The following is a 14,750-nucleotide window of genomic DNA, read 5'->3' on the forward strand; positions in this document are numbered from 1 at the left end:
GCCGATGCGCGTTAGCTTTAATAAATGGTTCGCACGGGCCAACAGGCCACTGTCTTGAGGAGAGATTCATGTCACTGCAGCAGGAAATCATTACAGCACTCGGCGTTAACCCGGTTATCGACCCGCAACAGGAAATTCGCCGCAGCGTCGATTTCCTCAAAAGCTACCTGAAGCGCAATCCGTTTCTGAAGACCCTGGTGCTCGGCATCAGCGGCGGCCAGGACTCGACGCTGGCGGGCAAATTGTCACAGCTGGCGATTAGCGAACTGCGCGAAGAGAGCGGCGACAGCGCCTACGCCTTTATCGCGGTGCGCCTGCCCTACGGCGTCCAGGCGGATGAGCAGGACTGTCAGGACGCGCTGGCGTTTATCCAGCCCGATCGCTCGCTGGTGGTCAATATCAAAGAGTCGGTGCTGGCCAGCGAACGCGCGCTGAGAGAAGCGGGCGTTGAACTTTCCGATTTCGTGCGCGGCAATGAAAAAGCGCGCGAACGCATGAAGGCGCAGTACAGCATCGCCGGCATGACCAAAGGTCTGGTGGTGGGCACCGACCACGCGGCGGAAGCGATTACCGGCTTCTTCACCAAATATGGCGACGGCGGCACCGACATCAATCCGCTGTTTCGCCTCAACAAACGTCAGGGCAAGCTGCTGCTGAAAACCCTGGGCTGTCCGGAACACCTCTACCTGAAACGCCCTACGGCGGATCTGGAAGACGATCGTCCTGGCCTGGAGGATGAAGTGGCGCTCGGCGTGACCTACGAGATGATTGACGACTACCTGGAAGGCAAAAGCGTCGCGCCGGAAACGGCGAAGATCATCGAAAACTGGTATGTGAAGACCGAGCACAAGCGTCGTCCGCCGATTACGGTGTTCGACGACTTCTGGAAATAATGCCCCCTTTTCCCCTGCTGCCCGGCAGGGGAAATTTTATCCCGCTTCAATGTTCACCGATTAACCCGCTGGCGAAAGCCTGAACAGCCTGATATGCTGTATGAATACACAGTTACAGGAGTCTGTCTTGGTTCGACGTGCCGCCACGCACCGCCTCGAGTTCGACGCGGCTGCCATCTACGAATATCCCGAACACCTGCGCGAATGGCTGGAAGGTTTGCCCAATCAGCCCGGCGTCTATACCTTTCATGGCGACAGCGAGACGCTGCCGCTCTATATCGGGAAAAGCATCAATCTGCGCTCGCGCGTGATGTCGCACTTCCGCACGCCGGAAGAGGCGCGCATGCTGCGCCAGGCGCGCCGCGTCAGCTGGATCCCTACCGCGGGCGATCTCGGCGCGCTGCTGCTGGAAGCGCAGATGATCAAGACGCAGCAGCCGCTGTTCAACAAGCGCCTGCGCAAAAATCGCCAGCTCTGCTCGATTCAGATCGCCGAGGGCAAGCCTGAGGTGGTCTACGCGCGCGACGTCGATTTTTCCCACTCCCCCAACCTCTTCGGCCTTTATCGTAGCCGCCACAAGGCGCTGGAGACGCTGAAGTATCTCGCCGACGAACATCAGCTCTGCCACGGGCTGCTGGGGCTGGAAAAGCTGAGCGCCAACCGAGCCTGTTTTCGCGCCGCGCTGCGTCGCTGCGCCGGCGCCTGCTGCGGCCGTGAAACGCTGGACGATCATCAGGCGCGGCTGCTGGAAGCGCTGGAGAGCGTGCGGGTGATCTGCTGGCCGTGGCAGGGCCCGGTCGCGCTGATCGAGGAGGGAAAACTGATGACGCAGATCCACGTGATCGACCACTGGTTCTATCTGGGATCGGTCAGCGATATGGAAGAGGCGCGTCGGCTGAAGCGCGCGCCGAGCGGCTTCGACCATGACGGCTATAAAATTTTGTGTCGACCGCTGCTTTCCGGTCACTACCCCATCGAACCGCTATAAAAAAACCGCCGACGCTGCCCAGACTCTCTGCTTGTCTGGACAACGTCGGCGGTCTTACTGCCTTACCTCAGCCGGTTATTCAGCGGCTGGCGGCGCCATTTTCTCGTCGTGCGGGCCTTTCTCGGTCAGACGCTTTTCAAAGTTAGCGTTGTACTGCTTCTTCTGCTCCGGCGTCAGCACGTTATAGAGCTTGTTCTGCGTTTCCATCATCGCCACCGCGCGCTCTTTCGCATCGGCGGTCATTTTCTCCGCCTGCGCTTCCGCTTTCGCGCGGTCAAAGGTGTCAGAGGCGATAATCGCGTGACCGGCGCGGCGCTCTTCCAGCGACGGACGTTTAAAGTCTTTATGGCTCTCTTTCATGATGTCGCGAATCTGGGTCTTCTGCGCATCGGTCAGGTTCAAACCTTTGAACATCATCATGCCGTGGTGCATCGGCGGCTTATGCATCGCTTTTTCGCTACCGGCCGGCGGCGGCGTCAGGTTGTCGGCCGCTGCATGGACCGCGCTTGCCGCACCGAATGCCAGGGTAGAAGCGAGAATCAGAGAAGTCAGTTTACGCATAATAGTTGTCCTTATCATTCAGTTAATGACGACAGCAGCCTGTCGCGTCTTCGAGAACAAGATTACGCTGCTGAATGTCAATCTCTCAGAGAGTGAGTAAAGCCGTGAAAGCATAAAAGACAAAAATCGGGCAATCATGAAGAGAATAAGAAGAATCAGGTGAGGAATTGCAAAAGAATATGAATTCAAAGCGGATTTGGCAGGAATTATGGAGGAGTGTAAGGGTTCAGGCAGCAAAGCGGAAGGAAAATTCTCCGCCTCGCCGCCGGACAGGATGTCAGCCCGCCTGCGCCTCGACGGGCGCGTCCTCCTCTACCAGCATCAGACCGGCGCGCAGCCCCAGCGCGACGGCGGGATTGGGAAACAGCACATATTCGCGCGCCTGCTGCACGACGTAGCGCGTGGCGCCATCCTCAGCCAGCAGCGCGCCCTGCGGGAAGGCGGTAAAATTGCGCGTCTCCGCATCCATATGCAGACGGAACTGCTCGCTGAGGCGGGTAATCTGCTGCGCCACCCGATAGCGGCGCGGCTTCTCTCGCGCCTCCGGCAGCGGTTCGCCGCTCAGCAATGCCGCCAGCGCCTGCTGCGCGGCAGCAAACTGCGTCAGGTCGTTGGCACCGAACGGCAGAGCCTTGCCCAGCTCCAGCGTACAGCTGGCGGCGCGGAAGTTTGCGCAGCTGAAATGGGTAAAGGTGCCGCCCGGCGCCGTGTGAAAGACCAGCGCCTCTAGCCCCGCCGCCGTCAGCCAGTGGATAAACGGCGCTGGCCAGGGATGCGGATTGAGCGGCAGCACGCCGAAGCGGGTATGCCAGGAGCCGCGAATGGCGGTGTGCAGATCGAGATGCCAGCGCGGCTGCTCCGCTTTGCCGCCCTCCAGCCAGAAGGCCTCCGTCGCCTGCTCCAGACGCAGCGCGCGCCGCGCCTCGTCGCAGTCGTCGATCCGCTGCCAGCGGCCGCCGAACAGGCGATTCACGTCATGGCGCAGGTAGCGCTTCCCGGCGCGCAGCGCCGCAGGATTGCCGAGGATCGCCAGCACGCGATGACGTAACGGCATCTCGCCGCGCAGCAGCGCACTGATAAGCGCATTTATGATCTCTACCGGCGCGGTCTCATTGCCATGAATGCCGGCCGACAGCACCAGCGCCTGCTGCGGCTCGGCGAGCGGGTCGAGCTGGAGAATGCCGTGGTCGATCCATCGCCAGCGCAGCCAGGGCGTTTCGCCGCACAGCTGATGTGGCGCCTCGCCTGACAGCGTCTGCTGAAGAAAATCGTGCATTAAACCTCCTTTCTGCGATGTCAGCGCCGTTCCCGCTACTGCTGAAACGCGTAAACGTTGCCCAGGTCCAGCAGCCGGGTCAGCTCGTCCAGCGCCTCGCGGCCCTCGGTTAACAGCTGAGGATCTGCCAGATCCGCCTGCGTCAGGCGATCGCGGTAGTGGCGATCTACCCAGTCGTTAAGCGTGGCGAACAGGCGATCGTTCATCATCACCGCCGGATTCAGCGCCTGCCGCTCCTGCGGCGTCAGCACCACGCGCAGCCGCAGACAGGCGGGACCGCCGCCGTTTTGCATGCTTTCGCGCAGGTCAAAGCTCGCCAGTTCGCGCACCGGGCCGCCCTGCTCCACCAGCTCGCTCAGATAGCCCCAGACGCCGGGATGCTGGCGCGACTCTTCAGGCAGCACCAGCAGCATCGCGCCATCGTCGCGGCTCAGCAGCTGGCTATTAAAAAGATAAGTGCTGACAGCGTCCGCCACCGAGACGCGGCTTTCGGGCACCTCGATGGCGGTAAAGCCGGGCACGCGACGCTGCAGCGTCGCCAGCAGCGCAGGCTGATCGACGAACGCCCGCTGGTGGCAGAACAGCGCTTCGCGGTTGCTGACCGCGATAACGTCGTTATGAAACACCCCCTGGTCGATGACCTGCGGGTTCTGCTGGGCAAAGATCGTGTGGCGCTCGTCAAGCTGATGCAGCCTGGCCACCGCCTGGCTCGCCTGCAGCGTCTGGCGGGCGGGATAACGTCCCGGCGCGATGCCGCCGTTATCGTCGCGTCCGTAAACAAAAAGCTGCAGGCTGCGTTCGCCATACTCAGCGCCAAGGCGGTTATGGTTCGCGGCCCCTTCGTCGCCGAACAGCGCCACCTGCGGCAGCGCGTCGTGCACGTCGAAATGCTGAGGATCGCGAAAGATAGCGCGCAGCAGCCGGGCGGTCTGCGGTGCCTCCATGGCGCGATGGAATTTGTTGTTCAGGTTGGCGACGGTGAAATGCACGCGCCCGTCGGCGCTGTCGGCTGAAGGCGACACCGTCGCCGCGTTGGCAACCCACATCGCCGAGGCGGAGCTGACCGCTGAAAGCAGCCCGGGCGACGCTTTCGCCGCCTGCGCCAGCACCTGTTCGTCGCTGCCGCGGAAGCCGAGCTGACGCAGCAGCGGCAGGTTCGGCCGCTCGTGCGGCGGGATCACTCCCTGCACAAAGCCTTTGTCCGCCAGCGCCTTCATCTTCAGCAGCCCCTGCTTCGCCGCGAGGCGCGGGTTCGACGGTTGATGCTGGTGGCGCGTCGAGGCCTCGTTGCCGAATGAGAGCCCGGCATAGTGGTGCGTCAGGCCGACCAGCCCGTCGAAGTTCGCTTCTGTGGTTTTCATGCCTGCTCCTCGCGCGCGGAGAAATCGAGTCCCGGCGAGAGCGCGGCGGGCAGCGTCAGATCGGGCGTCTCCAGCGACGCCATCGGCCAGGCGCAATAGTCCGCCGCATACCAGGCGCTGGCGCGATGGTTGCCGGACGCGCCGATGCCGCCGAACGGCGCGCTGCTCGCCGCGCCGGTGAGGGGCTTGTTCCAGTTTACGATCCCGGCGCGCGCCTCCAGCAGCAGCTGGTCGAACTGCGCGCGCGACGGCGAGATTAAACCGCACGACAGGCCGTAGCGCGTCTCGTTGGCGAGACGAATCGCCTCATCGAAGCTGTCGTAGCGAATGACGTTAAGCAGCGGGCCGAACACCTCTTCGTCCGGCAGGCCGCTGACCTGGGTGACGTCGATGATGCCGGGAGTCAGCAGCGCGTTGCTGCGCTGCGGCCAGCGCATCTCCAGCAGCGGCGTGCCGCCGAGCGCGACGCGCTGCTGCCAGGCCTGATAGATCTTTTCCGCCGCCTCGACGGAGATGGCGCTGCCCATAAAGGGCTGCGGCTCGGCGTTCCACGCGCCGGGCTGCAGCCGCGCGCTGACCTCCAGCAGCCGCTGCAGGAAGGCGTCGCCCGCCGCGCCGCGCTTCACCAGCAGACGGCGCGCGCAGGTGCAGCGCTGCCCGGCGGTAATGAACGCGGACTGAATAGCGATATGCACCGCCGCGTCGATATCCGCCGGATCCTCGACGATCAGCGCATTGTTGCCGCCCATCTCCAGCGCCAGCATTTTCTCCGGCTGGCCGGCGAACTGGCGGTGCAGCTGATAGCCGGTTCCCGCGCTGCCGGTAAAAAGCACGCCGTCGATCTGCGTCTCCGCCGCCAGCGCCTGTCCGGTGGCGCGCGCGCCCTGCAGCAGCGCTAGCACGCCGCGCGGCAGCCCCGCTTCCAGCCAGAGGCGCACGGTTTTCTCCGCCGTCAGGGGCGTCAGCTCGCTCGGCTTGAACAGTACGCAGTTGCCCGCCAGCAGCGCCGGCACGATATGGCCGTTAGGCAGATGGCCGGGAAAGTTGTAGGGGCCGAATACCGCCAGCACGCCGTGCGGGCGATGGCGCAGCGAGCTTTCGCCCTCGTGCTGTTCGCCGGTGCGCGTATGGAAAGCCTTCACAGAGATAGCGATCTTATTGATCATCGCCTGCACTTCGGTCAGCGCCTCCCAGCGCGGCTTGCCGGTTTCGGCGGCGATGGTTTCCGCCAGCTCGGTTTTGTGGCTCTCCAGCAGCGCGGCGAAACGCTCGGCCAGCGCCTGACGCTCGGCGAAAGGTCGGCGCGCCCAGCCTGGAAACGCCTCGCGGCCGGCCGCCGCAGCCTGCGCGATCTGCTCCGCCGTGGCGGCCTCGCCCTGCCACAGCGTCTCGCCGAACACCGGATCGATTTTACGCAGGGTATCGCCGCGGCCCGGCTGCCATTCGCCGTTAATCATGTGCGTCATGCTTTTTTCTCCTCGCCGCCCAGCGTCACCACGCGCAGGCTATCGCCTGGCTCAACGTGCAACGCCCTGAGCTGATTCTCATTAAGTACCACGTCGTGCTGCTCGATGCGCGCTGGCAGCAGCGCGACGCGGAAACGGTGATAGTCCAGATTCGCCACCAGACAGAGCGGCGCATGTTCGTCCGGCTCGCCGAGCGCGGCGCTGCGCACATGGCTTTTGCGGATGGCGCGAATGTCGTCGATTTCGCACTCCAGCGTCGGCCCACCGTCGAAGATGTCGATATAGTTGCGATAGCGGAATCCTTCCGCCTCCAGCACCGCGCGCGCGGGCGCGGTCTTCTCATGCACCTGACCGATCACCGCCCGCGCCTCTGGCGACAGGTAGTCGATATAGAGCGGATGCTTTGGCATCAGCTCGGCGATAAAGGCCTTCTGGCCGGTGCCGCTGAGGAAGTCGGCCTTGCGAAACTCCATCGAGAAAAAACGGCTGCCGACGCTCTCCCAGAAAGGCGAATGCCCCGCGTCGTCGCTGACGCCGCGCATCTCCGCCACCACGCGATCCATAAACTGATGGCGAAAGTTGGCCATAAAGAGAAAGCGCGACTTCGAGAGCAGATAGCCGTTTTTGCCGTCGCGGTAGTCGGGGTCGAGAAACAGCGTGCAGAGTTCGCTGCTGCCGGTATGGTCGTTACTCAGCGACAGCGTCGGCAGCGCCGCATAGACGTTCAGCTCTTTTGAGGCGTGTACCTGGGTGCCGACGCGAAAGTTGTACCAGGGCTCCTGCAGTCCGACCGCCACCTCAATGGCGCAGATGCCCACGGCGCGATTATCTTCGCTGTCGGCCAGCACGAAGACATAGCCCTGTTCGGCGCGCGGCAGCGCGCCCTGCCAGGTTTGCAGCGAACGCTCGATGCGCGCCTGCAAAGTGGGGCTGTCGACCGGCAGCGAGGTCAGTCCGCCACCGGTTTTGCCGGCCAGCGTCAGGAGCTGCGGCAGATCGTCATGTTCAACAGGACGAATCACCATCATGATGTCGATCCTCGCGCCAGGTGTTCACAGGCCACGGCAAAGCGCGCCATGCCGGTTTTGACTTCCTCTTCGCTGATATTCAGCGCCGGCGCGAAGCGCACCACGTTAGCGCCGGCGATCAGCACCATCACGCCCTGCTCAGCGGCCGCCAGGTTAAACTGCTTCGCTTTACCGGCATAGTCCTCGTTCAGCACCGCGCCGATCAGCAGGCCCAGGCCGCGTACCTCTTTGAACAGATGCAGCCGCTGGTTAATCTCCTCCAGCGCCTCGACGATCCACTGATGGCGTTCAGTGACGCCCGCCATGGTCGCAGGCTGGTTGATCAACTCCAGCACCTTGCCCGCCACCGCGCCCGCCAGCGGATTACCGCCGTAGGTGGTGCCGTGGGTGCCGACATTCATCACCTGCGCCAGATCTTCGCGGGTCAACATCGCGCCGATAGGGAAACCGCCGCCCAGCGCCTTGGCGGTGGTAAGCACGTCCGGCGTCACGCCGTAGTGCATATAGGCGTAGAGCGAACCGGTGCGGCCCACGCCGCTCTGCACTTCGTCAAAAATCAGCAGCGCCTGGTGCCGATCGCACAGCGCGCGCAGGCCGCGTAAAAAGGCGGGATCGGCAGGCAGTACGCCGCCTTCGCCCTGAATCGGTTCGACGATCACCGCGCAGGTGTTGTCGTCGATCAGCTGCGCCGCCGCTTCCAGATCGTTAAATGGCGTATGGCGGATATCGGGCGGCAGCGGCGCGAAATCTTTTGAGTAGGCGGGCTGACCGCCAGCGGAAACGGTAAACAGGGTGCGGCCGTGAAAGGCGTTATTAAAGGCGACGATGCCGCTTTTATGCGCGCCAAAGCGATCGTGCGCCGTTTTACGCGCCAGCTTCAGCGCCGCCTCGTTGGCTTCGGCGCCGGAGTTGCAGAAGAAGACGCGGTCGGCGAAGGTGGCGTCGATCAGCTGCTTCGCCAGCCGCAGGATCGGCTCGTTGGTGTAGCCGTTGCCGGTATGCCACAGGCGCGACGCCTGTTCGGTCAGCGCCTGCTGCAGCGCCGGGTGCGCATGACCCAGTGCGTTAACCGCAATGCCGCCGGCAAAGTCGATATACTCTTTGCCGTTCTGATCCCAGAGGGTCGAGCCCGATGCGCGTACCGGTACAAAGTTCGCTGGCGCATAGACCGGCACCATCCATTGATCGAAATCGTGACGCGAAACCTGCAGTGACATAACTGTTTCTCCTGCCTTCCCGCCCGGCGCACCGGTGAGTAAAGCGAATGTTTTAAATTTGTGAAATTCGGGTGAACACAGCCCTACTGTAAAGTGCAGCTTGCGTGCCAGCAAAGCGAATAAATGCATAAAAGAGGGAGCACAACGAAATATCAATAACTTAGAATCACGTGATATTCATTTTTAATGCATATATAGTGAATAATTTCGTGAGCGCCGCGCCTGCGCCGCATATTCCGCAGCAGATTTATGCAGTTGCCAGAGTAAATATTGCTTTTGTGATCGCTCCTGACTTTAATGTTCAAATTCAGGCAAAAAACGCACTTTATAAGTGCAGCGCGCTCTGTTTCAGGGCAGATCGATCGCATAAATGAGGAAGCCAGATTTTATGTCAACAGAAATAGGTCTGGTCAGACTGAGGGCATAGCCCCGTGCGTAAAAATGCCAGGCGCTTTATTAATCGGGTTTCAGTAAATAAATAGCATGGGTTAAAACAATTATTACTGACGTTATTATCAATGCAGCAATAAGAATTAATAATGCCTGGGTAATTTGTAAGCAAGCTAATTATTAGAGCATTACCTTTAGCCTGGCATTTGAACTTTTTCGGTAAAGCTTGATTTTCAATTGGGATTGGCTAGCCGATCGTCAAAGCGCAGACGCACGAATAAACCTCACGAACCACTGCATCAAAAATTAATAAAATCAGGTAATTATAATTAAAATATGTCATTACCCCTTTAACTCACGCTAATTCACGCTGCGACGAATAGTTCAAAAAACAAACAGCAAGAATGAAAAAATGGCTTTTGAAATATTCAGTTACACTTATTGCACTAGGTCAACTTATCCTTTTGTGTCATTTTTCTTTCACCCCAGATAGCGGGGAATAATAACTAACAAAGACAGGGTAAATATAAATGATGAAGCGCGCGTTAGCGGCGGCAGTGGTGTCGTCTCTTGTTGGAATATCTGCCGGCCAGGCAGCGGAAATTTATAATAAAGATGGCAACAAACTCGACTTAGTGGGAAAAATTAACGTCTCGCACCTGTTTTCCAACGACAGCAGCAACGATGGCGATACCTCTTCCTATACGCGCCTCGGCTTTAAAGGCGAAACCAAAATTACCGATCGGCTGACCGGCTATGGCTTCTGGCAGTATCAGTACAGCCTGCGCAACTCAGAGGGCAGCGACGCGCAGAACGGCAACCGCACCCGTCTCGGCTATGCCGGCCTGAAGTTTGGCGACGCCGGCTCGCTTGACTATGGCCGCAACTATGGACTGGTCTACGACGCGTTCGCCTATACCGATATGCTGCCCTTCTTCGGCGGCGATTCCGGCTACACCGACGCCTTCCTGGCGGGACGCTCCACCGGCCTGCTCACCTGGCGCAACAAAGATTTCTTCGGTCTGGTCAAGGGGCTGAGCCTGGCCGCGCAGTATGAAGGTAAAAACGATCGCGCCGGCAACACCGACGGCGTGCGCCGCTCCAACGGCGACGGCTACGCCCTTTCCGCCAGCTACGCCTTCGATTTCGGCCTGAGCTTTACCGGCGCCTACGCCAGCCTCGACCGCACCGAGACGCAGAACGCGGCGGCGCGCGGCGACGGCGACAGAGCACAGAACTGGGCGACAGCGGTGAAATATGATGCGAATCAGATCTATCTGGCGGCGATGTATGGCGAAACCCTGAACGCCACGCCGATCAGCGGCGGCTTCGCCAACAAAGCGCAGAACTTCGAAGCGGTGGCACAGTATCAGTTCCTGAACGGCCTGCGCCCGTCGATAGGCTACGTTTCATCAAAGGGCAAAGAGATTGAGAATATCGGCGACGCCGACATCTTCAAATATGTTGCGGTGGGCACCACTTACTATTTCAACAAAAACATGTCGACCTACGTGGAGTACAAGATCAACCTGCTGGACGACAACAACCCGCTGGGCCTGAAGACCGACGATATCACTGCCGTCGGCCTGATCTACCAGTTCTGATAAGTTTTTACCCTCACTCTGCGCCCGGTCCGTGTCAACCGGGCGCGCAGGGCCGCGCAAGCGGCCTTTTTTGCTTTCCGCTGAGGCGCGCCGCCAGGGTCAGGTCAGACGGTAGTAGGCGTCCGGGCGCAGCGGCATCGGCAGCGTCTCCTCTTCCCCCGCCATTTCCCGCAGGCTGATCTCGATATTGGCGCAGATCGCATCCATCGGCAGATGGTTATTCTGATAGCCGAACGGCATCTCCAGCTCTTCCGCCAGCGTATCAAGCGACAAAAAGGTATAGGAGATAAACATCGACACCAGCGGCGTCATGTAGTGCAGATCGGGCGCCAGCGCGAACGGCAGCAGCGTGCAGAAGAGATAGACGGTGCGGTGCAGCAGCAGGCCGTAGGCAAACGGCACCGGCATGCTCGCCAGCCGTTCACAGCCGCCGAGCACCGCTGCCAGCTGATTCAGGCTCTCGTCGATATTGCTCCACACCAGATCGCTGATTTTGCCCTGGCGACGCTGATCCGCCAGCCAGTGCGAAAGCTGAAGGTGCAGCATATTGGTCGGCGAGCGGCGCGCCAGCACCCAGTCGGCATCTTCCCCGAGCAGCCGCTGCAGATCGGCGCGGGCGTCGCTGCGCCGCAGCTGGTGCTTCAGGCTGTAGCAGAACGCCAGCAGCAGCGCCTGAATACGCGGCGCATCTTCAGGGAAGAGCGCCAGCACCTGACGCTGTAGCGTACGGCAGGCGATCAGCAGCGCGCCGAAAAAATGGCGCGCCTCGCTGAAGCGCGCGAAGCAGACGCTGTTGCGAAAGCCGAGAAACACCGCAATGGAGACGCCGAGTAGGCTAAAAGGTGCCAGCGTCAGCTTTATGCCGAGCGTCTCGTACCAGTTGAGCAGCCAGAGCGCGAGCAGCGACATCAGCAGGTTGAGAAACAGACGAAATGAAATAACAGGCAGCACAGAGCCGTGCCAGGCGAACAAACGAACGAACCAGTGGCGATGGGGACGAACGATCATGATGTGCAGGTGACAAGGGATTTTGCGGCGATTCTGCGACTTTCCCGCACGCCTTACCAGCTATAAATTGTGACAATTGTCACAATTCACTCTCCTTAAGCAGCCCGTCGCGTTAACCGCTCACGCTGCCGCAGCGGGCAATCATCGTTGCCACTGCTTGCGCGACGGCGGGCCGCTCGGGCGCGTAATAGAACTGCGCGCTGGTCTCATGATGGCTAAATCCCGCCACCTCGATCCATGCCACCACTTTCGCCTGCGCATTCAGAAGGTTGAACCGGTCCACGCCGCCAGGCAGCGGATCGTCGGCTTCTAACCGCAACCGCTGGTTGAGCGCTTCCGTTTCCAGACACTGTTCAACGCCAGTGCGATGAGCGGAGAAATAACCCGTAGTCGTCTCAGGATGGAGCGTCACCTGGCCCAGATTTGCGCAGCCGCATAAATAGCAGCAGGCCAACAGCATAGAACAACGTTTCATTTATGACTCTTCGACAGAGAAAGCAAACTGCAGGGATTATAACGCCCGCTGCATCACGCTTTCCTCAACAGCGCCTCAGGGCGCCATAATATCGAAGCGATCGGACGCCGCACCGGCATCGACCTGCATCGGCGGCTGCACCTTCAGGGTGATCCAGTTTGAGGTGACGCGCTGCTGCTTATCATCCTCCAGCGTCACCGACAGCCGGTACTCGTTGCTGGCGCCTGGCGAGTCGTCCCAGGCGGGCACGATCAGGCTCCAGCCCTGCGGCTGGCTGTTATTCGCGGGCGGCGTCAGGCTCAGCGCCTGGGTATCGCCCTGCCAGCTCACCGCCTTAATCGGGTTGCTGTGGCGGATCTGCAGCTTCAGCGGCAGGCTTTCGCCTGGCGACAGCTGCCACGGCGGCGTGGCGAGAAACACCGACAGGGTTTTGCGCTGGCGAAAATCGAGCACCGGCGTATCGGAACGAGTGACGCGGTCATAGCGGCTGCCGCGCAGCGAACGCGCCTCGGCGACGTTGCTCGCCTCCAGCTGCTTGCTCAGCGCCACGCCGAAGCGATAGTTGAGCTTTAACCCCAGCTGATCCTGCGTCTCGCCCGCGCTGCTGGTCTTGTGGCTGGCCGACAGCGTCACCAGCGGCACTGGCGTATAGGAGAGGCCGAGCGACAGCGCGGAGGGGTTGTGATAGCGGTTGCCGCTGTGAAAGAGATCGACGTTATCGCCGAGATACTGCTCCCAGCTCAGCGACACGCCGAGCTGACGGTAGAACGGCAGATAGCTCTGGGTGGTGATATCGTAGCCGCGCGCCATGCGCTGCTGCTCGGTGTCGCCGCTGTTCTTCCAGCTGCCCACCGGGTGATAATAGTTGGCGGAGAAGCGCAGATTTTCATTCCAGGCTTCAGTACCGAGCGAGGCGCGCTGCTGGCCGATAGCGAAGCTGCGATCGAGAAAGGCGTTATAGCCGAGAAGCCAGTTCGGCGTCACCCAGCGCTGACCCAAACCGACATTGCCCACCAGCCCGTCGCTGGTGTCGCGCACCCCCACCTGACTAAAGGTGAGATGGCTGCGCTCGTCCGCCAGCGCGGTGAAGAGATCGCCGCCGGTGCCGGTAAAGCTGCCCTGCATATCCACCATCAGATCGAGCTGAGCGTTGCCGTAGGGCGACAGCAGCGACTGCCCTTCACTCTCAACGCGGTTCGCCACCTCGTCGCGAAAGTGGTTGAAAGCCCAGACGCCCGCCTGCTGGCCAAAACTGGTGCTGTTGTCGCCGTTCTGGCTCGCTTCGCCGATGTCTTTGGCGATAGCGGCGAGCCGCTTATTCCACTCGTCGTCACTCTGCGCGTTGCCCAGCGACGGCAGCGCCGCCAGCTGCTGGTTAAAGCGTGCCAGATCCTCGAAAGGCGTCTCCGCCACCGAGGCGGTGCCGGTGAAAGCCTGCGCCGCAGGCACAGCGGAAAGGATCGCCGCGACAAGGGGCGAAGAGGCAAAAAAAGAGTGGGCAAAGCGGTGAAAAAACATAGCGTCTTATCGGATTTTTCGGCTGATTAACGAGACCTGTCTCACAAAATGGCTTGAATTTACTTTAACACATCGTGATGAATTTGCAGAGAATGGCGGGGAATTGCGGAAAAATCAGGGGAAAAGCTGGATAAAGTCAGATTTATCCAGCCTGAAGAGGGCGTCAGGAGAAGATGAGTCCGCCGTCGACGTTGATGGTCTGGCCGGTAATATAGCGCGCGTCGTCAGAGGCGAGAAACGCCACTAGCCCGGCGACATCCTCCGGCTGGCCGGCGCGCTTCAGCGGAATATTCTCGACCCACTCCGCCATCAGCTCGCCCTTGCCATATTTTTTCTCATCGGTGCTGAGGATTTCGCCCCAGACGCGGTCGTTATAGTCCCACATCTCGCTCTCGATAATGCCGGGACAGAAGGCGTTCACCGTGATGTGCCAGGGCGCCAGCTCCAGCGCCAGGCTCTGGGTAATGCCGATCACCCCCATCTTGCTCGCCGCGTAGTGCGGCGTGTAGATAAACCCCTGGCGCCCCTGGCCCGAAGAGGTGTTGATCAGGCTACCGCCGTTCTGCTTCACCATATACTTCGCCGCCTCGCGACAGCAGAGCCAGACGCCGGTGGTATTCACCGCCAGCACCTTGTCGAAATCCGCCTTCGGCATGGCGTCGAAGCGATCGATGGTGATCACACCCGCGTTCTGAATCGACACGTCGATGCGGCCGAAGCGGTCGAACGCCTGCTGATAGAGCTGCTGGACCGCGGCTTCGTCGGTGACGTCCGCCTGCAGCGCCAGAATATCGCTGCCGTACTTCTCCTTTAGCGCTTCGGCGGTAGCGAACACCCGCTCGGCGTTGGAGACCATCACCAGGCTGGCGCCGTCGCGCGCGAAGCGCGCCGCGATGCCGGCCCCGATGCCGCGACAGGCGCCGGTAATAACTACGGTTTGTCCTTGAAAATTACGCGTCATGTTG

13 protein-coding genes are annotated in these 14,750 nt (G+C 60.8%); 3 read left to right on the forward strand and 10 right to left on the reverse strand.

All coding sequences use genetic code 11. The annotated features are described in order from the left end of the window. The first annotated feature begins 68 nt into the window (after window positions 1–68). Together nadE and cho are read left to right on the forward strand one after the other, a co-directional pair. Window positions 69–893, forward strand: a complete 825-nt coding sequence (gene nadE / locus PVE98_RS11125) for an ammonia-dependent NAD(+) synthetase (RefSeq protein ID WP_033747567.1) — start codon at window positions 69–71, stop codon at window positions 891–893. A 127-nt stretch (window positions 894–1,020) separates the two neighbouring features. Next, window positions 1,021–1,881, forward strand: a complete 861-nt coding sequence (gene cho, locus PVE98_RS11130) for an excinuclease Cho (RefSeq protein ID WP_033747571.1) — start codon at window positions 1,021–1,023, stop codon at window positions 1,879–1,881. A 75-nt stretch (window positions 1,882–1,956) separates the two neighbouring features. On the opposite strand, the gene spy is transcribed toward cho, so the two are convergent. The 6 genes from spy to PVE98_RS11160 form a co-directional block, all read right to left on the reverse strand. Continuing rightward, window positions 1,957–2,442 (reverse strand): ATP-independent periplasmic protein-refolding chaperone Spy, encoded by a 486-nt coding sequence (gene spy / locus PVE98_RS11135; RefSeq protein ID WP_048786027.1) that lies wholly within the window; start codon window positions 2,440–2,442, stop codon window positions 1,957–1,959. A 277-nt stretch (window positions 2,443–2,719) separates the two neighbouring features. Next, a complete protein-coding gene (gene astE, locus PVE98_RS11140; protein WP_096073047.1) occupies window positions 2,720–3,718 on the reverse strand; it encodes a succinylglutamate desuccinylase in 999 nt (332 codons plus the stop codon). 35 nt (window positions 3,719–3,753) lie between these two features. Then, on the reverse strand, window positions 3,754–5,079 hold the full coding sequence (gene astB / locus PVE98_RS11145; protein WP_096073046.1) for an N-succinylarginine dihydrolase: 1,326 nt from the start codon (window positions 5,077–5,079) through the stop codon (window positions 3,754–3,756). Next, entirely contained in the window at window positions 5,076–6,545 is a 1,470-nt protein-coding gene (gene astD, locus PVE98_RS11150; RefSeq protein WP_096073045.1) for a succinylglutamate-semialdehyde dehydrogenase, read from the reverse strand. The genes astB and astD overlap by 4 nt, the downstream gene beginning before the upstream one ends. Continuing rightward, the gene (gene astA, locus PVE98_RS11155) at window positions 6,542–7,573 is read right to left on the reverse strand and encodes an arginine N-succinyltransferase (protein ID WP_033747584.1); all 1,032 of its coding nucleotides are present in this window, start codon (window positions 7,571–7,573) and stop codon (window positions 6,542–6,544) included. Before astA ends, astD begins: the two co-directional genes overlap by 4 nt. Next, window positions 7,570–8,790 (reverse strand): aspartate aminotransferase family protein, encoded by a 1,221-nt coding sequence (locus tag PVE98_RS11160; RefSeq protein ID WP_033747586.1) that lies wholly within the window; start codon window positions 8,788–8,790, stop codon window positions 7,570–7,572. The genes astA and PVE98_RS11160 overlap by 4 nt, the downstream gene beginning before the upstream one ends. A gap of 920 nt (window positions 8,791–9,710) precedes the next feature. Between PVE98_RS11160 and PVE98_RS11165 the strand changes: the two genes are divergently transcribed. Next, the gene (locus PVE98_RS11165) at window positions 9,711–10,784 is read left to right on the forward strand and encodes a porin (RefSeq protein WP_096073044.1); all 1,074 of its coding nucleotides are present in this window, start codon (window positions 9,711–9,713) and stop codon (window positions 10,782–10,784) included. A 99-nt stretch (window positions 10,785–10,883) separates the two neighbouring features. On the opposite strand, the gene PVE98_RS11170 is transcribed toward PVE98_RS11165, so the two are convergent. The 4 genes from PVE98_RS11170 to PVE98_RS11185 all read right to left on the reverse strand — a co-directional run bounded on the left by PVE98_RS11170 (window position 10,884) and on the right by PVE98_RS11185 (window position 14,746). Then, window positions 10,884–11,792: a bestrophin family protein gene (locus tag PVE98_RS11170; protein WP_096073043.1), complete on the reverse strand. Its 909-nt coding sequence runs from the start codon at window positions 11,790–11,792 to the stop codon at window positions 10,884–10,886. 112 nt (window positions 11,793–11,904) lie between these two features. Then, the gene (locus PVE98_RS11175) at window positions 11,905–12,267 is read right to left on the reverse strand and encodes a hypothetical protein (RefSeq protein ID WP_127908377.1); all 363 of its coding nucleotides are present in this window, start codon (window positions 12,265–12,267) and stop codon (window positions 11,905–11,907) included. A gap of 75 nt (window positions 12,268–12,342) precedes the next feature. Next, on the reverse strand, window positions 12,343–13,785 hold the full coding sequence (locus tag PVE98_RS11180) for a YchO/YchP family invasin (RefSeq protein ID WP_096073041.1): 1,443 nt from the start codon (window positions 13,783–13,785) through the stop codon (window positions 12,343–12,345). Between the two features lie 163 nt (window positions 13,786–13,948). Next, window positions 13,949–14,746, reverse strand: a complete 798-nt coding sequence (locus PVE98_RS11185; protein ID WP_096073040.1) for a glucose 1-dehydrogenase — start codon at window positions 14,744–14,746, stop codon at window positions 13,949–13,951. Window positions 14,747–14,750 lie beyond the last annotated feature (4 nt).

This window comes from Pantoea sp. GABEPS69 (genome assembly GCF_045780835.1).
In the GTDB taxonomy this organism is placed as follows: Bacteria; Pseudomonadota; Gammaproteobacteria; order Enterobacterales; family Enterobacteriaceae; genus Pantoea; species Pantoea septica.